19 protein-coding genes are annotated in these 21972 nt (G+C 48.1%); 6 read left to right on the top strand and 13 right to left on the bottom strand.

The genetic code is table 11. The features are described from left to right. Window positions 1-2: 2 nt before the first annotated feature. From BLT32_RS07490 to phoB, 4 genes are all read right to left on the bottom strand, one after another. Window positions 3-2270 (bottom strand): ABC transporter permease subunit, encoded by a 2268-nt coding sequence (locus tag BLT32_RS07490; RefSeq protein WP_053953740.1) that lies wholly within the window; start codon window positions 2268-2270, stop codon window positions 3-5. Between the two features lie 176 nt (window positions 2271-2446). Beyond that, window positions 2447-3427, bottom strand: a complete 981-nt coding sequence (locus BLT32_RS07485; protein ID WP_074668932.1) for a PstS family phosphate ABC transporter substrate-binding protein — start codon at window positions 3425-3427, stop codon at window positions 2447-2449. Between the two features lie 101 nt (window positions 3428-3528). Then, a complete protein-coding gene (gene phoR / locus BLT32_RS07480; protein ID WP_053953739.1) occupies window positions 3529-4824 on the bottom strand; it encodes a phosphate regulon sensor histidine kinase PhoR in 1296 nt (431 codons plus the stop codon). Between the two features lie 17 nt (window positions 4825-4841). Then, window positions 4842-5528, bottom strand: coding sequence for a phosphate regulon transcriptional regulator PhoB (gene phoB / locus BLT32_RS07475; protein ID WP_053953738.1), 687 nt, complete (start codon window positions 5526-5528; stop codon window positions 4842-4844). A 222-nt stretch (window positions 5529-5750) separates the two neighbouring features. Between phoB and BLT32_RS07470 the strand changes: the two genes are divergently transcribed. Next, a complete protein-coding gene (locus tag BLT32_RS07470; RefSeq protein WP_053953737.1) occupies window positions 5751-7148 on the top strand; it encodes a Fic family protein in 1398 nt (465 codons plus the stop codon). Window positions 7149-7160: 12 nt separating this feature from the next. On the opposite strand, the gene BLT32_RS07465 is transcribed toward BLT32_RS07470, so the two are convergent. The 8 genes from BLT32_RS07465 to BLT32_RS07430 all read right to left on the bottom strand — a co-directional run bounded on the left by BLT32_RS07465 (window position 7161) and on the right by BLT32_RS07430 (window position 14301). Next, on the bottom strand, window positions 7161-8072 hold the full coding sequence (locus tag BLT32_RS07465) for an AEC family transporter (RefSeq protein ID WP_053953736.1): 912 nt from the start codon (window positions 8070-8072) through the stop codon (window positions 7161-7163). Between the two features lie 80 nt (window positions 8073-8152). Then, window positions 8153-9118, bottom strand: a complete 966-nt coding sequence (locus BLT32_RS07460; RefSeq protein WP_053953735.1) for a porin — start codon at window positions 9116-9118, stop codon at window positions 8153-8155. A 127-nt stretch (window positions 9119-9245) separates the two neighbouring features. Next, window positions 9246-10508, bottom strand: a complete 1263-nt coding sequence (locus BLT32_RS07455) for a tetratricopeptide repeat protein (RefSeq protein ID WP_053953734.1) — start codon at window positions 10506-10508, stop codon at window positions 9246-9248. Between the two features lie 11 nt (window positions 10509-10519). Beyond that, a complete protein-coding gene (locus BLT32_RS07450) occupies window positions 10520-11125 on the bottom strand; it encodes an energy transducer TonB (protein ID WP_053953733.1) in 606 nt (201 codons plus the stop codon). Between the two features lie 6 nt (window positions 11126-11131). Beyond that, on the bottom strand, window positions 11132-11539 hold the full coding sequence (locus BLT32_RS07445; protein ID WP_053953732.1) for an ExbD/TolR family protein: 408 nt from the start codon (window positions 11537-11539) through the stop codon (window positions 11132-11134). Between the two features lie 21 nt (window positions 11540-11560). Beyond that, window positions 11561-12091, bottom strand: coding sequence for a MotA/TolQ/ExbB proton channel family protein (locus BLT32_RS07440; protein WP_053953731.1), 531 nt, complete (start codon window positions 12089-12091; stop codon window positions 11561-11563). Window positions 12092-12093: 2 nt separating this feature from the next. Then, complete coding sequence (locus BLT32_RS07435) at window positions 12094-13473, bottom strand: MotA/TolQ/ExbB proton channel family protein (protein ID WP_053953730.1); 1380 nt, start codon at window positions 13471-13473, stop codon at window positions 12094-12096. 12 nt (window positions 13474-13485) lie between these two features. Beyond that, window positions 13486-14301, bottom strand: a complete 816-nt coding sequence (locus BLT32_RS07430; RefSeq protein ID WP_053953729.1) for a DUF3450 domain-containing protein — start codon at window positions 14299-14301, stop codon at window positions 13486-13488. Between the two features lie 184 nt (window positions 14302-14485). On the opposite strand from BLT32_RS07430, the gene BLT32_RS07425 reads away from it, so the two are divergent. Then, window positions 14486-16219, top strand: coding sequence for a sensor histidine kinase (locus tag BLT32_RS07425; RefSeq protein WP_053953728.1), 1734 nt, complete (start codon window positions 14486-14488; stop codon window positions 16217-16219). A gap of 60 nt (window positions 16220-16279) precedes the next feature. Beyond that, window positions 16280-17170: a recombination-associated protein RdgC gene (rdgC, locus tag BLT32_RS07420; protein WP_053953727.1), complete on the top strand. Its 891-nt coding sequence runs from the start codon at window positions 16280-16282 to the stop codon at window positions 17168-17170. Between the two features lie 6 nt (window positions 17171-17176). Here the strand turns inward: rdgC and BLT32_RS07415 are convergent, their stop codons facing one another. After that, the gene (locus BLT32_RS07415; protein WP_053953726.1) at window positions 17177-18025 is read right to left on the bottom strand and encodes an HDOD domain-containing protein; all 849 of its coding nucleotides are present in this window, start codon (window positions 18023-18025) and stop codon (window positions 17177-17179) included. 98 nt (window positions 18026-18123) lie between these two features. Between BLT32_RS07415 and BLT32_RS07410 the strand changes: the two genes are divergently transcribed. From BLT32_RS07410 to arsB, 3 genes are all read left to right on the top strand, one after another. Next, complete coding sequence (locus BLT32_RS07410; protein ID WP_053953725.1) at window positions 18124-19785, top strand: DUF8614 domain-containing protein; 1662 nt, start codon at window positions 18124-18126, stop codon at window positions 19783-19785. 418 nt (window positions 19786-20203) lie between these two features. Further along, complete coding sequence (locus tag BLT32_RS07405; RefSeq protein WP_053953724.1) at window positions 20204-20944, top strand: metalloregulator ArsR/SmtB family transcription factor; 741 nt, start codon at window positions 20204-20206, stop codon at window positions 20942-20944. Continuing rightward, a complete protein-coding gene (gene arsB, locus BLT32_RS07400; protein WP_053953723.1) occupies window positions 20931-21971 on the top strand; it encodes an ACR3 family arsenite efflux transporter in 1041 nt (346 codons plus the stop codon). The genes BLT32_RS07405 and arsB overlap by 14 nt, the downstream gene beginning before the upstream one ends. Window position 21972: the final 1 nt, after the last annotated feature.

Raw genomic sequence — 21972 nt, 5'->3', positions numbered from 1 at the left:
GATTACATTGAGCTGTATTTGTCGCGCAAGCGTTGGCGCACAAATTCAGCAATGGTGTTAAAGAAGAAGGTGAATATGAACAACACAAAGGCTGCCAGGAACAGAATGCGGTAATGCGAGCTGCCTACCTCTGACTCCGGCATTTCAACCGCAATGTTCGCCGACAAGGTGCGCATACCTTCAAAGATGTTCCAGTCCATAATTGGCGTGTTACCTGTTGCCATGAGTACTATCATGGTTTCACCAACGGCACGGCCCAGTCCCATCATCACGGCTGAGAAAATACCCGGGCTGGCTGTCAGCAACACCACTTTGGTCAGGGTTTGCCATGGTGTCGCACCCAATGCTAATGAGCCATTCGACAAGTGCTTAGGTACGCTAAATACCGCGTCTTCAGCAATGGAGAATATGGTTGGGATAACCGCAAAGCCCATTGCAATGCCCACCACCAGCGAGTTACGTTGGTCGAAAGTAACGCCAAGTTCGTTAGTAATAAAGCGACGTGCATCACCGTCAAACATGACCTGCTCGACCCACGGACTGATTTCAAACGAGAACCAACCCACTGCCAGGACAACCGGAATTAACAGTAATGCGGCGCGGCCGTCGTTGACTTTGCTCTTAATTTGAGTCGGTAACTGGCTCCACAGGGCTGCCATAAGAATAATGGCCAAGGGCACCAGCAAGAGCACCGCCACAAACCCAGGCAAATAGGCCTCGACCAAGGGCGCTAACCAAAGGCCGGCAAGGAAACCAAGAATAACCGTAGGCAATGCTTCCATTATTTCGACGGTCGGTTTGACGTATCTGCGCACCGACGGCGACATAAAGTAAGCCGTGTAAACCGCTGCGGCTAAACCAATAGGCACCGCGAATAACATGGCGTAAGCAGCGGCTTTAATAGTACCGAAAGAAATAGGCACCAGGCTAAATTTGGACTCAAAGTCGTCAGAGCCCGAGGTTGATTGCCAGGTGTAATCCGGCTCTGGATAGCCTTCGTACCAGACCTCCTGCCACAAACCACTCCAGCTGACTTCCGGGTGCTCATTGTCGACGTCGTACAAGCCATAACCTTCGGCTGTTTTCATCAGCAGATAGTTAGCGCGCGGGTCAACCATGACTGCTTGAACTTCAGCCTCGGCGGGCTTACCTCGATAGAGATCTGCCTCTGCCGTGGTATGAAAAATGTTCATGTCGCCGTTTTCAGACAAGGTGTAAAACGTACGGCGATAATATTCTACTTCAATTTCAGTGATCGGTGAGCCGGCGTCGAAGCTGCGAATGTACTGATACTGACGGCCATCGTCACCCGGTACTTCAAACCACTGTGAGACTTTCCCTGTGTCATGGGTTAACAACACAGAAGACGCCCCGGCCAACAGGTACATGCCGGTGGCATTACCCAGCTCGCGCGTGCGCATAGGCAGCAGTTCACGCTCGGTTACGTTACCACTAATGGAAATATCGAATACGTGCACGCGGTTGCCACGACGCGCAATGACTTGTCGTAAGTCCGGCGTGACAACAATGTCATCAATAGCGGTATTTAAAGGAATTTCAGTGTAGTTCGGCGTTAATGTAACTGCGCCGGTCATGAAGTTCTCTTCGGCAACAAAGTGCGTTATCAGCAAGGTGCTGTTTTCAACCGCTGCAGCGAACAGCATCCCGTCGCCGTCAGTTTCATAGGACAGCTTTTCAAGTGCGCGACCGTTTTCATCGACAACCAGCGGCTGCCCGTCATTTTTCACCTCAAAACGAGGCGTAATGACACGTTCAACTTTGTCTGTTGCAGCGGTTGCGGCTGTTTCCGGGAAAGTCACTGAAAACTTAGGTTCAACCACAACAGCTTCACCTGACTCCAACCCATAGGCGTACTGGTGGTTTACCGGTAAGGTTTTCGCAAAGCTGCTAACATTTTTCGGTTCGACAAAAGTTTCGCTTAGTAAAATATCGCCTGAGCGACGATCATTTTTGTCGATAAGGGAGAAAAATTGCAGCTCACCACTTCGTAAAAAGCGATAACCAATTTCGGCCTGCTCTTCCATACCAACGGCTTCAACTTGTCCCGACTCGGGCAGGTTAAAACTGTTTACTTTTTTCAGGCTGACCGACTCAAATATCGGCTGCACCACGTAAAGCAGGTAGAAGAAGATCAGAAGCAGTGCGACCAATACCATAACGCCGCCAGCCGTTACGCCGTATCGCGCGAAACGGTCTTTGAACAATCGCATGCGATTGGCCGACAGCTGCTGGGCAGATTGTGTTGCCATTGTGACCTCGGACTCTAAAATGACTTTAAGTTTAACTGCGTCTTAACTGGATAATAGTGTAGTAAAGTTTTATGACAGTACTGTTACAGTTCCGTCATATTTTCTTCACTAAAGTGTCAAAATAGAAAAAAGCCGGTAGTTTCAATGAACTACCGGCTTTGTTATGACGTAATTTTTTAGTGGCTAAGGCCGAGTTTTTTCAGCTCTGCTTCGACCACTTGCTTCGGCAAGCCGATATAGCCGTCTTTGTTCACAATGTCCTGGCCTTGTTTTGACAGAATCATTTTCATGAACTCAGCTTCTGCTTTACCTAATGGTTTGTTCGGGTGCTTGTTCACGTATACGTAGAGGAAACGTGCCAGCGGATATTTGCCTGCCAATGCGGCTTCACGTGACGCTTCAATAAAGTCGTCGCCGTCGCCCTTAGCAATAGGTACCGCTTTCACACCAGAAGTGACATAACCAATACCTGAATAACCAATTGCGTTCAGTGACGTAGAGACTGACTGAACAACTGACGCTGAGCCAGGTTGCTCGTTTACGTTAGAGCGGAAGTCACCGTCACAAAGACCCACTTCTTTAAAGTAACCATAAGTACCTGACACCGAGTTGCGACCGTACAGCTGTAAGTCACGGCTAGTCCAGTCGCCGTCTAAGTCCAGTTGTCCCCAGCGGTTCACTTGCTGGTTAGCACCGCATTTACGGGTTGACGAGAAAATAGCGTCAACTTCGGCAATCGATAAACCTTCGATTGGGTTATCTTTATGCACGAATACCGCTAACGCGTCGATAGCAACACGTACTGGTGTTGGTTTGTAACCGTGGCGCTTTTCAAAAGCTTCGATTTCTTTTGACTTCATCGCGCGGCTCATAGGGCCGAAGCTTGAAGTGCCTTCGGTCAGTGCTGGTGGCGCAGTAGAAGAGCCCGCCGCTTGAATTTGGATGTTAACGCTTGGGTACATGCGCTTAAATTCTTCGCCCCAAAACGTCATCATGTTAGCCAGAGTGTCAGAGCCAACCGATGATAAGTTGCCTGATAAACCGCTGACTTTTTCATATTCTGGTAAGTCATCGGTTGCTGCTGCCAGCGAGCTGAACATTAAAGTGCCCGCCGCTACTAAACCAGTTAATGTCTTGTTCAAAGTTGATTGAAACATGTTTTTCACCTCTGTGGGTTTTGTCTAACTTCAGAAAGTCGTTCTTCGATAATGCGTAGTTTAAGAACGTTTTATGACAGCTTTATGACAATGTGAAAAATTTATGACTTAATTAATCCGTGGGGCAGTTGAAATGCAAAACGACTGCCTTTGCCCGGCGTACTGCTTATGTCCAGTTGTGCATTATGGTGCTCAACAGCTTGCTTAACTATAGATAAGCCCAGCCCGGTTCCGCCACTGGCGCTGTTTCGGTCTTCATCTATGCGATAAAAACGTTCAGTCAGTCTCGGCAAATGCTGCGCTGGTATGCCTTTGCCATTATCGGTCACGCTGAATTCAACACCGCCCGAAGTCTCTTTCCAGCTCACCTCTATTTCGCCGCCTTCCGGCGTGTAACGAATGGCGTTAGTAATCAGGTTCTGCATGGCACTGCGTAGTAACGATTCTTTGCCGTAAATATGAATGGGGTCGATATTAAACTGCAGCTTGTGTTGCTTTTGTTCGTTAAGGCGATGCGCTTCCGTTTGTAGCTGCTCCAGTAGAGCCGGCACATTCACTTCGTGGTCGAACACGTCGTCACTTGGAGTTTCCATGCGTGACAGCACGAGTAGTTGGTCGACTAAGTTGCCCATGCGGTCACTTTGCGCGTTCATATTTTCGACCGCTTTTTTCAGCATAGCCGGCGGCGTTTGTTCCGGCTCTTCCAGCATTTCCAGATACCCCTGTAACACCGTCAACGGCGTTTTTAACTCGTGCGACACGTTAGCAACGAACTCTCGACGCATTGAGTCCAGACGTTTAACTTGGGTAACGTCACGCGCAACCAACAAGAACTGGTCTTCGCTGTACGGCATAATGCGAATTTCAATGTCGAGACTGTCGCGCACAGGAGAAGGAATAGTGAGAGCATCATCAAACTGACCTTTGCTGAGATACACCGAAAACTCCGGGTGACGAATAAGGTTAGACAGCCTTTGTCCGGCGTCGTCCGGCCAGCGCAAACCAAAATAAAACTGTGCGAGTTTGTTGCTCCACAACAGCGCACCGTCGGCTCGAAACACAATAGCTGCATCCGGTAGTGCTTCTGCCGCTTCCCGAAAACGTCTTAATAAGCGAGCCAGTGATTTACGACGCTTTTGGCTGCGGCGTTGCGAGCGATAAATGCCGTCATAAATATACGACCAGCTGCCCGGCGCTGATGGCGGCATTAAGGTACGACTTTGCCATAACCATTTAATGAGCTTTTGCTGATAAAAATAATGCCAGCACACCAGGCCCAGCAAAGCGAACGTCAGCAGCGGCCAGAAAATACCGAACAGCCAGCCAACAAAAATAAACGGCAGCAGGAAAAGCGCCAAATTGCGCAGCGACTGCCAGTTTGAATAGTCTCTGTCCATATCAAGCAGACTCGCTGTTAACGACTCGAGAAACGATAACCGACTCCTCGCACGGTCTGTATTAACCGGTCGAAACCGTGGTCAGCCAACGCTTTGCGTAACCGACGAATATGCACATCAACGGTTCTGTCTTCGACGTAAACATTAGTGCCCCAAACGTGGTCCAGCAGTTGTTCACGGCTGTAGACGCGCTCTGGGTGTGTCATAAAAAAGTGCAGTAGCTTGAATTCGGTTGGTCCCATGTCAACACTGTTGTCGCCAACCGAAATGCGGTGCGATACGGGGTCGAGCTTTAAGCCTTCAACTTCCAACGGCTCGTCTAACACGGTTGGCGCCACACGTCTAAACACGGCACGCATACGAGCCATCAGCTCTTTTGGCGAAAATGGTTTAGTAATGTAGTCATCAGCGCCAACTTCCAGGCCTTTTATTTTGTCTTCTTCTTCGCCGCGGGCGGTCAACATAATAATAGGTATATTGCGGGTAAAGTCATCGCCTTTAATTTTTTTGGCCAGTTGAATACCTGAGCCGCCCGGCAGCATCCAGTCGAGCAATACCATGTCGGGGTATGGCTCGGCAATTTTACCGACAGCGGCATCAAAATCATGAGCTTCGACTGCTTGATAGCCGTGTTGCTCCATAACAAAGCTCAACATCTCACGAATGGGGGCTTCATCTTCTACTATTAGAATTCTACGCGACATGTATTTAGTCCCTTATTGGATCAGTTGAGCCAATTATTACTAAAGAATATGACATTTTTATGACCAGCGACACATTGCTGTAAGATTTCTTTTGTTTATGATGCTTTTGGGTCTATTTGTCCAATATCGTTTAATTTATTGGACAAAAATACTGTGCAATGTCCAATAAATATGCTTTAATGGACATTAATATTGCATTAGCTGTCCAATAAAGTGAGTGTTATGACCATTCAAGCTGAATTAGAAGCTATACTTACATGTCTGGAAAGTATTGGACAGCCCTTGTCCGTCGGTGCTTTGCAAAACCACCTAGCAGTCGACATGCCCAAAAAGACGCTACAGCGAAGGCTGAAAAAGCTGGTTGAGCATGGACAGGTGATTGCTGACGGTGAGAAGAAAGCTCGTACTTATCGCCTGGCATCTTATGGTATTAGCAGTTCTGCAACAGAGCGTTCAGTTACGGAAAGCCTTGCACTAAATGAAAAAGGGAATGAATATAATCAACACCCTATTTTTTCAGCAGAGTCCTTAGCCCAGCTAACTTACCTTAATACGCCCCCCTATGGCCGAACTAAAAGTACTTACCAACGGCAGTTAGTCGAGCAATATACTCCTAACAAGACTTTTTACGTGCCGTTGTCTGTGCGCACTAAGCTTCACACAATGGGTAAGCGAGTTGACAAAGCGTTGGCTGCTGGGACTTATGCTAAAGAGATTGGACAAAAACTACTTATAGACTTGTCGTACAACTCAAGCCGTTTAGAGGGCAATACGTACTCTAAGCTCGACACTCAGAAACTGATAGAACAAGGGGTATCAGCAGAGGGTAAGGTTCATGAAGAAACCGTGATGATAATGAACCATAAGGAAGCCATCGAATTTCTGATTGAAAATGCAGAAGATATAACACTCAGCTCTTTTACCGTTCGAAACATTCATTACTTGTTGTCTCAAGACTTACTGGCGAATCCTAATGCGTGTGGAAAAGAGCGAGAGCTTGAAGTGACTATTGGGAAGTCGGCGTATACACCTCTCAGCAACCCTCACCAAATTAAAGAAGTATTAGCACGCGTGTTGTTAAAAGCCGAGCAAATTAGCGACCCTTTTGAACAAAGCTTTTTTCTGCTAGTGCATTTGTCTTACTTGCAGGCATTTGAAGATGTGAACAAACGAACAGCCCGGCTTACCTGTAACATTCCATTTATAAAGGGCAACTTATGCCCGTTAAGTTTTACTGATGTGCCGCAAGAGGACTACTTTAAGGCTCTGCTGTATTTTTATGAAACTAACGAAGTACAGCCAGCTTTGGAGCTATTTGAGTGGGCTTATAAAAAGTCTTGTGAACAGTATGATGTGGTAAAAGAGTCTTTGGGTGATATCGATGCCTACCGCATTAAATACCGAGCGGCCAGGAAAGAAGCGATGGGACTGGTCATAAGAAATGACATTAGCGGAGCAAAAATAAGTGCGTTTTTGAGCCGTTATTGCCATGACAACCAGATTGAGCAGCCAGACAAGTTTATTGCTATGACAATAGCCGACTTAGAGCAATTACATGAAGGCGCAATTATCGGCTTAGGTATTACCGAAGCCATGTTTAAAGCATGGAAACGGCGATAGCCGCTTCCTGTTTTACGCCAAAAATTGCATTAATTCGTAGGTTAACGGCAGTGTGATAAAGGCCAGTAGTATGCCGTAACCGACCATGGCGGCCGATAGCCGCGGCGCCAAACCCGCCATAATCGCAACGGCACCAGCCGTTATCATCGGCGGCATAGCGGCTTCAAAAACAGTAACTTGAATAAGTGTGCTGTCAAAGCCAAAACTGAATAGCAGTAACATAGCGACCGCCGGCATTAATACCAGTTTGGTTAACAAGCCAATGGCCAACGGTGTTTTACTGCCCTTGGGCAGACGAAACTTCAGCTGAAAGCCAACGGCTATCATAATGACCGGTACTAAGGTGACCGCTAATGACTCAATGAGGCTCTGGAAAACATCCGGGTAACTCAGGCTTTTGGTCAGCAGAGCTAAAACTAAGGCAATAAACGGCGGGAAGGTCACAATTTTCTTTAACACACCAGTGACGGTTGGCGTTTCGTTCTGATCTTTGTACAGCGCAATAATAACGGTTGAGTAAATGGCTAAGCCGAAAAAGGAGCCAAACTGGTCATAGAGCAAACCATAGGCAATAGCGTCGCTGCCGTAGAAGGCTTCTATCATGGGGAAGCCGAAGAAAGACGTGTTACCTAGCGGCACGCACACCAACAAGGCGCCAACAATTTCTTTGCGCCACTTCAGTGCTCTGCCAATAAGGAAAATAAACACCGCACTAAACGCTAGCAGCACCCAGGGAATAATAACCGGAATAAGTAAGTCAGCGGAAAATTCCAGACCTGGTACTTTGCTAAAAATAACGCCGGGTAACGCGGCATAAATAACGTATAAGTTAAGAACTTCGGCCGTGTTGTCGGGGCACTTCCCGGAGCGTTTTAGAATAAAACCAATGAGTAGGTAAAAGCCAAGTACCGCCAGGTTGGTCATATTAAGTACAGAGGTTGAGAATGACGCCTATAGTGTAGCCTGACCGAGGCGATCAGGCTACATTAGTCTGCTTTAGACGCTTACCAGGAGAAGTCGTGGCGAATGCCAACGGCGAAGAAGTCTTGCTCTGCGCCCGGTGTTGCACCACAGCCACGGCTTTCGTAGGTGGCAATGTCGCACTCACGACCGGTGTACCATGCGTAAACACGCGTATCGCCGGTGAAATGATAGTCAGCGCCGAACGAGAACGACGCATCGCTTTCACCGCTTTCGTCGACTGACTGATATTGGCCTTTCAATACCCAGTTATTAATTGGGTAAGTCGCGCTCAGCAAGTAGCCGTCGCCGTCTTCCAGGCCGTTGGTACTTTCGAACTGCTGCAGCGCAGCGCCTAGTTTGAAGTCACCTAATTTGGTATGCACGCTTAACTGTTCAGTGTCGTAACCGTCGACGTCGCGATCAACCGCAATGGCAGCGTAAAACGGTGTTTTCTTAAGTTTGTCGTCTCCGTACAACACCCCCATTGAAACGCCGTCATCTTCTGCGTCGTTTTCAGATGCAATGTAAGTCACACCAAAGGTGAAGTTGTTATAGGTTGGCGAGTAATAGGTTACCGTGTTGTCCGGGCGTTCCTCACCAACGAATAAGCTTTTTAGGTCTGCTTCGTAGTCTTTAAACGCGTCGATAGAGCCTTGCGAGTCCTTCAGGAAGGTATCGTAACGGCCAATCATGACTTCACCAAAGTTACCGCGCAGGCCAACAACTTGGTTACGATTAGTTACCGCATCTTTGTCGTCGCTGGAGTCTGCCAGATCAACGCCAAATTCAAGCTGATAAAATACCTCCAAGTCGCTCTTAAGCTCAGCCGCGCCTTTAAAACCGAAGCGCGACGCGTTACTGACTACTTCGGCTTCAGCACCGTCACCAGTGTCATTACTTTGTAAAGACACATTGGCACGACCATAAACGGTTAGTGTACCATCGTCGTTCGCAAACGCTGGAAAAGTAGCGCCCGCAATTAACAACGCAATTAAAGACTTTTTCATAGAACCCTCATTAACTCATTACTAAACTGCCTAATTCTTAACCGCATATAGACACGCTGCGAATTATTGCAGTTATTTTTCTGTCATGAGTCAATTCTATGTCTTTTTTGTTACAGCTTTATGACAGTTATAAGTCAGCTAATGAGGCAAGCTGCTCCTTTTGTCGATATTGCGCTTTCGCGTACTTTAACCACTGCTTTGCAGCAGATGCTGTTTTTTCATATTCGCTTGCCTGTTCAAAGGCTTGTAGCGCCAGCTTGTAGTCTTTTAAATTTAACGCCGCCATTCCTTCTACTAAATGCAAATGTCCCGGGTTCGATACCTGGCCTTTATTACGGCTGCGTTCAACGTACTTAATGGCTTGGTCATTATTGTTCAGGTTTAAATGCAGTTGTGCAATTTGCGCGGCAAAGTCGCCATGGTCGACCTGCTCTGATGCTTTCTCATAGGCCTGAATGGCTAATTCATACTCTTTTGCCTGAGCGTAGGCCTGCGCTATGAATTTCAGATTATCAACATTGGCTTCGACCACACCCTTTTGCATGGCGTTGCTTAATGTCTCTGCTGCTTTAAACGGCAGTTCATTAAAGTAGTACGCTTGTGCGAGCTGACGCCAGTCGCTGGCTTTTTCAATAAAACCCTGCTGATTCGCTGCTTCCAGAACCGCTAATTGCTTTTTGTCCTGCTCTAACTGCGCGTAGACACCCGCCAGTTGCAGCCAGTATTCCGGTTTACTGTAGTCAGTGACCAGGCGTTCCATGACTTTGGCGACTTGTTCAGTTTGTTCCAGTTCATAGTGCAGTGCACGTTTGAGTATTAACCAGTTTTCGTCGGGCGTTTTCTTGTTGGCGTCTGCATTAGCAATGGCTTTATCAATGAGCGGCAGCGCTTTATTAAAGTCTCCCGACTGATAAAAGGCTTGCGCTTTTAATACCCAGGCTTTGCCCAATTCGTCTTGTTCAGCCAACGCTTCCCAGCGCCCCAGAAATTCTACAGAACGTTGATACTGACCTTCGCTTAACGCCAGTTGAGCCAGGCTGAACAGGGTACTTTTTTTGAGCGACTCGGGAATTGGCGATTCATTCACAACTTTCTCGAAATAGTTAATGGCCTGGCCTATTTGATCCTGCTCGTAATACATAAAGCCGTAGAAGTTCCAGAGCATGGCACGCTCATAACTGTTCATACTGTCGGCTTTGCCTTCAATGTCTGACAGTATGCTAAGCCCTTGCTGAAGATTACCGTTGTCGGCTTGTTCCTGCGCCCGTGCCAGCTGACCATATACTTTTTCGCGCAGTGCTGGCACACGTTCCGTTTGTTGTGCAAGCACTGGCTGCGTTAATGCTATCCAGCCACTTAAGGCGGCAATCACCACAAATTTCATGTTCATAAGTCACCCAATTAGTTCATTTCGAAGGTCATGCGGTTTCTGACTCCGTCAACTTCAACCGCTTCACCATCAATGACCCGTGGTTTGTATTTGAATTTCAGTACCGCATCCATAGCAGCCTGATCAAAAATGCCTTCCGGCTCTGCCTGGACAACGACAGGATCACGCACCGAGCCTTGTTTGGTCACAGTAAATTCCACCACCACATAACCTTCAATACCACGCTGTAACGCACGCCGAGGGTAAGCCGCCTGCACTTTCACAATAGGCAGATACTCGCCGTCGCTGGCTTGCAGTGACATGCCATTGCCAATGTCGGCACCGGCATCCATACCGGCCGAGAAGTCGTAACCTGAGCCGCTATCCGCATCAGCAATGTCGTTATCCATTTGTGGTTGCGGCAAATCTTCAGGCGGCTGTTCAGGCTCTGGGGGACGCTCAGGCTTACGCTCCTTTTCCTGCACTTCTTCAGGCTCTGGTGTACGCACAAAGTCCAGCACACTGCCTCGCGGCGGCTCGCTCATTGCCCCTTCGCCACCGCTTATTAACGACTGCATCAAGTAAAACAGTCCAATAGTGACAAACGCGGCGACCAATAATGCTGCCAAAAGTCTCATTGCGGGTTACTCTTCGTCAGTTGCAACAGATACGTCATACACACCAGCGGCTCGCGCTGCGTCCATTACTTTAATCAGGACACGTGTGTTCGACTCTTCGTCGGCCTGAATGACCACAGAACCTTGCGGGTTCTCTGCGTATAAGCGCTCGATATTGGCCTGCACTGCACGCACATCCACCTGGCGTTTGTTTATCCAAATTTCGTTGTTATCACTTATCGCAACTAAGATGTTTGCCCTGTTTTTCTGAACCGCGGTGGCGGCATCAGGGCGGTTTACATCAATACCCGCTTCTTTCACAAAAGAGGCGGTAACAATGAAGAAAATAAGCATAATGAACACCACATCCAGCATGGGCGTCATGTCGATGTTGCTCTCTTCTTCTTCAATTAAGTTGGCAAAATGCTGTTTCATCGTTGTTTCCTCAGCCTCACCTTAGTGACGCTCTAAAAGTATTTTGTCTTCCAGTTTCATGCGCTCGCGACGGGTGGTGCGCTGTAACCAGGTGGCGGCGAATACACCGGACAGTGCGCCAACCATGCCCGCCATTGTCGGAATAGTGGCTTTTGATACGCCCGATGCCATAGAGCGGGCGCTACCGGTACCTGTTACCGCCATAACGTCGAACACTTCAATCATGCCGGTCACGGTGCCCATGAGCCCTAATAAAGGACACAAGGCAACCAGAGCTTTAATGACCGGCAAATTGCCGCCCAGTGCCAGACTGACTCGTGAAATCATTGCCTGACGAATTTGCTCTGCGTTCCAGGACGACTTGTCTTCACGTTGCTGCCAGCGTTTTAGCGTGTCTTTAACACGCGCACGATGCCCTTTCAGGTAGTAAAAAATGCGCTCGAGAATCATTAACCACATACTAAAAATGAGGACTCCGATGACCAGCAGGACTTGCCCGCCGGCCTCGATGAAATCTCTAATCGCATTATTAAACTCGATGAGAAATAACACGGTTACTCTCCTCGCTCTGAGCGCTCCGCAATAATGCCGGAGGCCTGCTCCTGCAATATGTGAATCAGGTTTTTACTGCGAGTGTGTAAGGTGGCAAACAATAAGGTCATGGGTATTGCGACCACCAGGCCAAGTACGGTTGTGACCAGGGCTTGTGAAATACCACCTGCCATCAGTTTCGGGTCACCTGTGCCGAACAGCGTTATCGCCTGGAAGGTGTTGATCATACCGGTCACGGTACCCAACAGACCCATCAGCGGTGCGACCACAGAAATGATTTTTATGAACGTCAGGTTGCGCGTAATTTTAGGCACTTCGCGCAAGATACCTTCACTGAGCTTCAACTCCAGCGTTTCGGTGTCGGCTTGCGGGTACTTGTCCTTAATAAGCATGACTCGACCCAGCGGGTTGTCCTGACTTGGCTTGTCTTTCTTAAGCTGACGCTTCACTTTGTTGCCCAGTAGCATCAGTGACACAAAGCGCTCTAACGCGAACAGCAAGCCTATAGCACCCAGAGCAAGAATGATGTAACCCACGGTACCGCCTTGGTCGATACGCTCACCTAAGCTTGGTGCCTGAACTAATAAACCAAGAATTGATCCGCCTGTTGGGTCAACGCCGAATGTGACAATGCCACTGTCGGTTTGCTGGATATTTTCAGCAGTGTCCAGATAGCGACCTGAGGGTTGGCGTACCAGCTCAGCAACAGATCCGGTTGAGCTCATGCGCTCTAAATACTTGCCATTTGAAACCAGGTTAAAAGCACCAACACGAACGACTTCTTGTTCAGCTTTGTCGCCGTTGGCTGCTGTCACCTCAGTCGTGAATTCAGCGACTTTACCCGACTCGGTCATTTCCTTTTGCAGGGCAAACCAGACACTTTCAATGTCTTCAATAGACGCCAGTTTAGACGACGAGCTCATGTTTTCTGCTAGCTCCTCAAGCGCATCTGAACGGCCTGGGTACTGCGCTGAAATAACAGAGTTGTCGAACTTGCCTGAAGCATCATTAGCAACCTGCTGCAGCACACCAAACAGCTCTTTCAGTGAGCCCATGCGCTGAGTCAGAGTGTCGCTTAAGTTGCCTAAATCGACTTCGTTCTGTTCAAAATCAGTTTCCAGTTGCTCGGCGCGTTGCTCCAATTGGTTTCTTTGAGCAATTGCGTCTTCGAGCATGGCTTTTTGCTCTTGCTCTTTTTCGCGGAAACGCTGCTCGCGTTGCTTATTACTCTCTGACTGCGAGAACTTACCCTGCTCCAACTGCTGTAACAGCTGGTCTAAGTTAATTGGGTCTTGCGGCAGCGGCGCGGCGAGTGCAGCGCTTGAGGTCGCTGCCAGCGCAATAACTGAGAACCACTGAACAATTCGTTGTGTTAATTTCATTGGTGCGACTCCTTATTGGCCAGCGGCGCTGTTTGTGGCGGCTTTGTTAGCAAAAACGGGCATCATCAGCATGTCCGGTGCTAACTGTTTTCGGGCTATGCGGATAGCTTCTTCAACGGCTGGTAAGTGCTTACTATCAAGTTCTTGCCAGTTGCGTTCCTGCTGATTCCAGATACCCAGGTGCTGACCGTCGCGGGTTTTATAAATAAGCGCTACCCGACCAATGCGCAGGAAAGTGACGTCTTGCTGTTGGCCGTTAATTTCATGCTCTGCCGTGTAGGCTTCAATGTTGCGCCCGTAGTCGGCTTCAATTTGGTACGCTTCCATAACACGGCGGAACTTTTCAGAAACGTCAACGTTAGCGCGCTCCATCAGGTCGTTTAATTGCGCTAAACGCTCGTTACGCTCGGTTTCAAGGAACGGAACGTCCAGTTCAACAAAAGACTCGAGCGAGTCGATCATGCGTAACATCAGCGGAGTAATTTGACGCTCGACATAACTGACCTTGTCTATTGAGTCATTGATGTCTTGCTTTTCCTGTTGTTGGTTACCAATTTGCTGCTCAAGCTGTGCGGTATACACTTTTAAACCATCAATTTCCTTCATGATGCGTTTATACTGTTGCAAACGCTCTTGCATGTTGTCTGAAATTTGGTCAATGGTCAGTTGTGACTGACGCGCAGACTGGTTAATTGAAGAGGCTTCTTCAACAACAGGCTCAAGTTTGTCCTGCTCTTGTATTGGAGCTGCGTACGCCGCAGTTGTCAGCGCTGGTAAAAAAAGCGCAGAGCTTAAAACGAAAGCGCCAGCGGAGGTAATGAACTTCATAAGTTATAACCCTTGTGAATTAATTTGTGGCAACTTTAGTGAGTTTTAGTGACAGCTTAATGACCAAAATGTGTCAGTTTTATGTCAATTGCTTAGGGCTGGGCGCTTTGCTTTATTGCGTTATGGGTAGCAATGATTTAGTTTAAGGTCATATTGACAAAAAATTTACACACACCTCTTTTATATGGCCATCAAAAGTATTTCATCATCGCTGCTGACACGGGTTCTGTCCGTTTACTTTGTGCTGACGCTTATTGTCACTGCAGTACAAATTGGTGCGGAATACTTTGATACCAAGCGCATACTGATTGCCGAGCTGCAAAACCAGCAACGAACCTTTAATGGGTCTTTGACGCGCTCACTTTGGGAATTTAATAGTGACCAAATTGACAGTATCGCCGACGGCCTTATTGGCATTCCGGCTATTGCCGGAGTATTGATTCGCGACGACGCCGGTAATATTTTGGTTCAGTTGGGTGAAACCTCAGAAATATCTGACTTGCCCGAAGAAGCCAGTGAAGGAATTCTGCTTCCTGAGCGTAACGGTATTTTTGGCTACCACAACTCGCTCATTTTCGAGTTTTCCGGGCATTCCACCAAGGTCGGCGACGTTAGCCTGTTTTCAACGCGAGACATAGCCATAGACCGCATTAAAGTCAGTTTGGGCTTTATTATTGGTAACGCGCTTATAAAGAGTACCTTTTTAATTATTCTGTTTACGGTCGCATTCAGCCGCATGTTGAGCCGCCCGCTCAATGACTTAACTCAGCAAATTAAGAGCTTCCGCCTGGATAACCTCGAGCGCTCCCGCATTCGCTTAAAAGACCAACACAATAACGAGCTGGTACTTATTGAGCAGGCGTATAATCAGTTACTCGATAACATTGAAGAATATCAGGCTGACCTGGAACGCACACAGAATAAACTGAAAGCGGCAAACCGACAGCTGGATGAACAAAATGCGATTTTAGAACAGGAGGTGGCCCGTAAAACCTCCCGTTTGAGCCAGGTGATGCTGGATCTGGAGCAGCGCAAAAACGAACTGGAAATGCGACAGGAAAAGCTTGAACGCGAAATTAGCCAACGTCGTACTATGGAAAACACGCTGCGTCAGTCTAACCAGCGGCTTGAGTCGTCGTTGAACCACTTACGCGAAACCCAGCAACAACTCATTGAGTCGGAAAAAATGGCCTCGCTTGGTGGCCTTGTGGCGGGTATTACGCACGATGTGAATACACCTATTGGTATTAGTGTCACAGCAGCTTCTTACCTGCGAGAAAAACTGGATTCGCTGGATTCGGCTTTGACCAATAAAGAACTGACACAGCAACAATTACAAAAGTTTATAGAAGAAGGCAGAGAAAGCCTCAGCTTACTGGATAACAACCTGCATCGGGCCTCTGACCTTATCAGTAGCTTTAAGCAGGTAGCGGTCGACCAGGCGTCTGACGCCATTCGCGATATAAATGTGAAACGCTACATAGAAGAGCTGATTCAGTCGCTGCAACCGCACTTAAAGAAAACGTTGCATAAAATAGAACTGAACTGTGCCGACGATTTATTTATTCGTTGCCCGGCGGGTGCGCTGTCGCAGATATTTACCAATTTAATTTTAAACTCATTACGTCATGCCTTCGACGGCATTGAGCAAGGTACCATGATCATTGATATTGAGCTGCGCGACAGCGAGCTTCATGTTGTTTATAAAGACGACGGCAATGGTCTTTCAGAAGACGCTTTAACCAAGCTCTTTAACCCATTTTTCACCACTAAGCTCAATGACGGTGGTAGTGGTTTGGGAACTCATATTGTACGCAACCTGGTTACCCAAACCCTGCAGGGCGATATTGACGCCACCAGTCAACCGGGTGAAGGGCTGACTTACACCTTTTCATTTCCTGTACAGGTTTTAAACTGACACAGACGCCGTTAGTCGATACAATTCAGGGTTTCTAATGCCGGACAGGAACCCTTATTTATGTGGTTTAAAAACCTTCGCTTTTATCATTTCAGTGAAAATTTCTCGTTACCCGAAAACTTTGAAGAGCAGCTTGCGGAGCACAGCTTTCACCCATGCTCTCGCACTGAGCAAAGCAGTTTTGGCTGGTTCTCTCCCTTTGGCCCAGACAACGAGACGTTAACCCATAGCGTCGGTAACTGCTGGTTACTCTGCGCTAAACGAGAAGAAAAAGTCCTTCCCAGCACGGTTGTGAACGCTCAGCTCGACGAAAAAGTCCGTCAGATTAGTGAAGCCGAAGGCCGCTCTGTGCCGCGCAAAGAAAAACAAAACTTAAAAGAAGACTTAATTCATCAGTTATTGCCACAGGCGTTTAGCCGTTTTCGCTTAAGCTGGGGCTACATTGATTTAGACCGTCAATTTATTGCGGTTGACGAGTCGGCGGCGAATAAAGCGGAAGACTTTCTCGGTTTATTGCGTGGCTCGGTGGGGTCTTTACCTGTCAGACCTTTCAGCCCGTCTGAGGCCGTTGAAGTGTACTTGACCGACTGGCTACAAAAACAAGACATTCCTGCCCCCTTTGAACTGGGCGACGAAGCAGAGCTGCGTTCACCCCAGGCCGACGGTGGCATCATTCGCTGTAAACAGGAAGACCTGACTCGTGACGACATTCAGGCTCATTTAACTGCCGGTAAGCAAGTGACTCGGTTAGGTTTGGTGTGGCAGGAAAACTTGGAGTTTATTCTTGAAGCCGATATGGCACTAAAACGTGTTAAGCCAACCGACGTACTGCTGGACGCAAAAGATGATTTGGTAGACCCAACCCCGGAAGAGAAAGTAGATGCCGACTTTGCGCTAATTAGCGGCGAAGCCGGGCAGCTATTTGATGATTTGAAAAAGGCGTTTGAGTAACGCGAGTTAGCCAAATAAGTCCAGCACCTGGTGGTAAGACTCTTGAGTCGAGTCTTGCTGCCAGAAGTCTTCGCTTTCAATCACTCCTCTTAATTCATACTCCACCACGGTCACATTTTGCTTTTTACCTAAGTTATTTCCTGTTAGTAAGCTGGCCAAATGAACAATATCGCAATAATTAACGGTAATGGCGTCGTCCAGGTTGGTTCGCCCTTTATTATAGTGCAGTGGCACCTGCACCAAATTAGGCGTGAACTGCCAGTAATTCAGGATATTAGTACCCAACGGCGAGCTTAACTGCATAATGCATTCATTAATAAAGGTAGGGTTAGCAAAGCTGTCCTCAAATTCACTGGCCATTCTTAGAATAGGTGTTACCCCTATTCTGGATACCATGCCTGCCAGCAGAGAGACGTCCTGATGCAGCCGGTGCCCTATTCCGCGGCGTTGGAGGTCTTTCGTAATAACCACCGACGCTGCTGCAATTTGCCGACTTTCCTTAATGTATTGCTCTGAGAACATCTTCACAATGTCGTTGTCGGGTTTAAACACCTGCTCCATTGCCATTGCAAAAGCCAGCGTGCGAATTCGACGCATGCCAATACGTGTTAACGCCTGCATCAGGCTTTCTGCCTTGTTTCGGCCCCCCAGATAGGCACTGTTTGCCAGTCGTATTAACCGGGCTGACAATACCGCGTCTTGCTGAATGATATGCGCCAGGTCGTGCAAATTACAGTCAGGATCGAGCGTAGCGTTACGCACTTGCTCCGCCGTTTTCGGTAGCCCCGGCAGGGTGAGTTCGTCACGCTGCAACCGTTCATCAATGAGTAAGTAAAGCGCATTCTGCGATGCCATTGAGGGATCCTTTTTTATAGTTATTCTATTGCTTCTAGTCAGGCATAGAAGTAGATTAACAGAACTTTCCAACAACTCAATTTTACAAAAGTATCATTATGAAAAAATCTGCATTTTTTATTGCGCCGCTGGCGCTTGCTATAGCCGCCTGCGGTCAACAAACAACCACTGAGAGTACCGAAACCACGGCTCCGAAAAGCTACCAATTGGTTGAAGGAAAAGAGCAAAGACTCGACATTTACACCCCTTATTCATTGACCAGCGACTTATCACACTTGTCCAGCGACCAGAAGAAGATGGTCAGTTTGCTTATTGATGCATCGAAAATAATGGATGAGCTGTTCTGGCAGCAAGCTTTCCCGGGCAGCAAAGACGAGCTGCTGGCTAAAGTTGAAAAGCGGGCTAAAGAATTCACAGTGATTAACTATGGCCCGTGGGATCGCCTTAACAACAACCAACCCTTTTTAACCGGCTTTGACGATAAGCCTGAAGGCGCTAACTTCTACCCGGAAGATATGACCAAAACCGAGTTTGAAAATGCGGACCTTGCTGACAAAGACAGCCTTTATACATTATTGCGTCGTGATGAAAACGGCGACTTAATGACGGTTCCTTACTCTGAAGCGTTTAATGATTCACTGACTGAAGCTGCCGAGTTACTGCGCCAAGCCGCTGAGCTTGCGGAAAGCCAAGACTTTGCGAAGTATTTGCGCCTGCGCGCCGATGCGTTTTTAAACAACGAGTATCAGCCGTCTGATATGGCATGGATGGAGATGACCGACAACGATGTTGATGTGGTTATTGGTCCTATCGAGAACTACGAAGACCATTTATACGGCTACAAAACCGCGTTTGAGTCTTACGTATTGATTAAAGACAAAGCATGGAGCGAGCGCTTAGCGAAATACGCTGAGTACCTGCCTGAATTGCAACGTGGTCTGCCAGTTGAAGACGCTTATAAAGCAGAAATGCCGGGCGCCAATGCTCAACTGAATGCCTACGACGCGGTTTACTATGCCGGTCACTCCAACGCGGGCAGTAAAACCATTGCGATAAACCTGCCTAACGACGAAGAAGTTCAGCTAGAAAAAGGCACCCGCCGCTTACAGCTGAAAAACGCCATGCAGGCTAAGTTCGATAAAATTCTGGTGCCTATTGCCGAGCAGTTAATTGTACCGGAGCAGCGCGAAAACATTACGTTTAATGCCTTTTTCGCGAACACCATGTTCCACGAAGTCGCCCACGGCCTGGGTATTAAAAACACACTGAATGACAAGGGCACCGTGCGTTCGGCGCTGAAAGAACACGCTTCTGCGCTGGAAGAAGGTAAAGCCGATATTCTGGGGCTTTACATGGTGACTCAGCTGTTTGAACAAGGCGTTTTAGCCGAAGGTGAGCTGGAAGACTATTACACCACCTTTATGGCCAGTATTTTCCGTTCAGTGCGCTTTGGCGCATCCAGTGCCCACGGCAAAGCCAACATGATTCGTTTCAACTACTTTGCCGACGAAGGCGCCTTCAAGCGCAATGAAAAAGGCCAATACGCTATTGATATGGACAAAATGCGTGCCGCCATGAATAGCCTTTCAGAAAAAATTCTGACGCTGCAAGGCGACGGTGACTACAACGGAGTGGCTGAACTGGTTGCAACCTTAGGCGTTGTCAGCCCACAGCTAAAAGCCGACCTCGACAAACTCGCCGACGCCGGCATCCCCGTTGACGTCACCTTCAAACAAGGCAAAGACGTGCTGGGGCTTTAGCTGTGAGAGTGGGGCTGAAACCACGAGCGCTGAGGTTTCAGGAGCTACTGCGGAGGACGCCCGTGAATACATCCCTGTAGGGCTTGGGCAGCGCCATCCATGGCGCTGCACACCTCCTCAGTAGCTCCCGAAACCATTGGGCGCACTCATGGTCCATTCCCCCACACGACCAATGGTAGATAGGGCCGGTTGCTCACTTGTAAGCGTTACGAGTGTTGAACCTCCTGTGGCGGAGTGTCGAAGGCCAAGGATGGCCTTCGTCAAGCGTTCATGGATGAACTCGTAGCGTCTCCGCCACAGGAGGTTCAATGCTCAAGCGAAACAAGTGATAACCGGCCCTCCTCCCAGCTTGGCTATTGCGCAGTCAATATATTCGGTATAACATATATATGGAATATCGAATATATGGTGTTACCTGATGACGAAAGTTTTGTTTCTATGTACGGCGAATTCTGCGCGGTCTTTGATGGCGGAGGCTATTTTTCGGCAGTTTGCTGGTGATGACTTTGAGGTTGCCAGTGCGGGTACTGAGCCGACAAAACCTGAGCCGGGTGCTTTAGCGGCATTAGAGCACTTGGGTGTTGAAACTGATGGGCTGCATTCAAAAGCGCTTGCTGATATTGATCTCAATAGCTTTGATTACGTGATAAGCCTGTGTGATCGGGCTCGCACTGAGTGCCAAGCTTTGTGCGGTGATCAGCACTTCATTGCCTGGGACTTCCCCGACCCGGTGACCAGCAAAAAAGCGGATGCTTTTAAGAAAACGGCGCATGAATTAAGCGAGCGTATAAAGATGCTGTTGCTTATTTTACGCAAGAAAAGTGACCGTCCGCAGCTGTTTGATGCACCTCATGAGTTCTTCAAAATTATGGCTGACCCCCTGCGCCTGAAAATGATTCTAATGCTGCAACACCATGGTGAGTTATGTGTTTGCCAATTCGTGGACGCGACTGGTATGTCACAGCCAAAAGTGTCGCGGCATTTGGCGCAACTGCGCGAATACGGCTTATTAGCCGACCGTAAAGATCAGCGCTGGGTGTATTATCGAATTAATCCCGCCCTACAGGACTGGATGGCGACTATGATTAAAACCACGGCGGCTTATCACGCGTCGTTAATTCCTCAACAGGTCAAGGATGTCGATAATGGGTGTGTTTGAACGGTTTTTATCGGTTTGGGTGGCGTTGGCGATTATTGCAGGAACCTTACTGGGCAATGTCTTCCCGGCAATTTTCGAAGTGCTGTCAGGTATTGAGTTTGCGCAGGTTAACCTGATTATAGCGGTACTGATATGGCTGATGATTTATCCGGTGATGGTGCAGGTAAACTTCGAATCTATTACCCAAATTGCTAAAGAGCCGAAAGGGCTTATTCTAACGGTCGCTATTAACTGGCTTATTAAGCCATTTACAATGGCGTTCGTGGGTTGGCTGTTTTTCAAAGGCGTATTTGCTGACTTTATTCAGCCCGAAACTGCTAACGAGTACCTGGCCGGGGTCATTCTACTCGGTGTTGCGCCGTGTACGGCTATGGTTTTTATCTGGAGTCAGCTGACCAAAGGCGATGCCAGCTATACGCTGGTGCAGGTGTCGGTCAACGACGTCATTATGATTTTTGCCTTTGCCCCCATTGCCGCTCTGCTGCTGGGTATTACCGATATTATTGTGCCCTGGCAAACCTTGCTGTTAAGTGTTGGTCTGTACGTAGTAGCACCGCTTATTGCCGGGCTGCTAACGCGCCAGCGGCTAAAGAGCAAAGCAACATCGCGACAGCATAATGTCGACTCTGCACTGCAAGCCTTTGATGCACGCATGAAGCCCTGGTCCATTGTCGGCTTACTGCTAACCGTGGTGCTGCTGTTTGGCTTTCAGGCAGAGGTGCTACTGACGCGTCCCTTAGACATTGCCATGATAGCAACCCCGTTGCTAATTCAAACTTACGGCATTTTTGCTATCACTTTTATTATCGCGTTGCTGATTAAGTTGCCTTATAGAATTGCGGCTCCGGCCTGCTTGATTGGTACCTCAAACTTTTTCGAACTAGCAGTGGCTGTGGCTATCAGTCTATTTGGCCTGCAATCCGGCGCCGCACTAGCCACGGTTGTTGGTGTATTGGTTGAAGTACCGGTGATGCTCTCTTTAGTCTGGTTCGCTAACCGGACTCGTCACTGGTTTAGTCAAAATTAAG

The sequence above is a fragment of the Idiomarina zobellii genome, from assembly GCF_900100855.1.
GTDB classification, from domain to species: domain Bacteria; phylum Pseudomonadota; class Gammaproteobacteria; order Enterobacterales; family Alteromonadaceae; genus Idiomarina; species Idiomarina zobellii.
The sequence above is the reverse complement of the archived record's forward strand: the minus strand, read 5'-3'. Positions and strand labels throughout refer to the sequence as shown.

Coding starts and splice junctions, on each gene's coding strand:
- BLT32_RS07490 (WP_053953740.1), bottom strand. CDS start 2,270: ATGGCAACACAATCTGCCCAGCAGCTGTCGGCCAATCGCATGCGATTG.
- BLT32_RS07485 (WP_074668932.1), bottom strand. CDS start 3,427: ATGTTTCAATCAACTTTGAACAAGACATTAACTGGTTTAGTAGCGGCG.
- BLT32_RS07460 (WP_053953735.1), bottom strand. CDS start 9,118: ATGAAAAAGTCTTTAATTGCGTTGTTAATTGCGGGCGCTACTTTTCCA.
- BLT32_RS07410 (WP_053953725.1), top strand. CDS start 18,124: ATGAAAAAATCTGCATTTTTTATTGCGCCGCTGGCGCTTGCTATAGCC.
- BLT32_RS07415 (WP_053953726.1), bottom strand. CDS start 18,025: ATGGCATCGCAGAATGCGCTTTACTTACTCATTGATGAACGGTTGCAG.
- BLT32_RS07435 (WP_053953730.1), bottom strand. CDS start 13,473: ATGAAATTAACACAACGAATTGTTCAGTGGTTCTCAGTTATTGCGCTG.
- BLT32_RS07430 (WP_053953729.1), bottom strand. CDS start 14,301: ATGAAGTTCATTACCTCCGCTGGCGCTTTCGTTTTAAGCTCTGCGCTT.
- phoB (WP_053953738.1), bottom strand. CDS start 5,528: ATGTCGCGTAGAATTCTAATAGTAGAAGATGAAGCCCCCATTCGTGAG.
- rdgC (WP_053953727.1), top strand. CDS start 16,280: ATGTGGTTTAAAAACCTTCGCTTTTATCATTTCAGTGAAAATTTCTCG.
- BLT32_RS07445 (WP_053953732.1), bottom strand. CDS start 11,539: ATGAAACAGCATTTTGCCAACTTAATTGAAGAAGAAGAGAGCAACATC.
- BLT32_RS07450 (WP_053953733.1), bottom strand. CDS start 11,125: ATGAGACTTTTGGCAGCATTATTGGTCGCCGCGTTTGTCACTATTGGA.
- BLT32_RS07455 (WP_053953734.1), bottom strand. CDS start 10,508: ATGAACATGAAATTTGTGGTGATTGCCGCCTTAAGTGGCTGGATAGCA.
- phoR (WP_053953739.1), bottom strand. CDS start 4,824: ATGGACAGAGACTATTCAAACTGGCAGTCGCTGCGCAATTTGGCGCTT.
- BLT32_RS07465 (WP_053953736.1), bottom strand. CDS start 8,072: ATGACCAACCTGGCGGTACTTGGCTTTTACCTACTCATTGGTTTTATT.
- BLT32_RS07405 (WP_053953724.1), top strand. CDS start 20,204: ATGACGAAAGTTTTGTTTCTATGTACGGCGAATTCTGCGCGGTCTTTG.
- BLT32_RS07425 (WP_053953728.1), top strand. CDS start 14,486: ATGGCCATCAAAAGTATTTCATCATCGCTGCTGACACGGGTTCTGTCC.
- BLT32_RS07470 (WP_053953737.1), top strand. CDS start 5,751: ATGACCATTCAAGCTGAATTAGAAGCTATACTTACATGTCTGGAAAGT.
- arsB (WP_053953723.1), top strand. CDS start 20,931: ATGGGTGTGTTTGAACGGTTTTTATCGGTTTGGGTGGCGTTGGCGATT.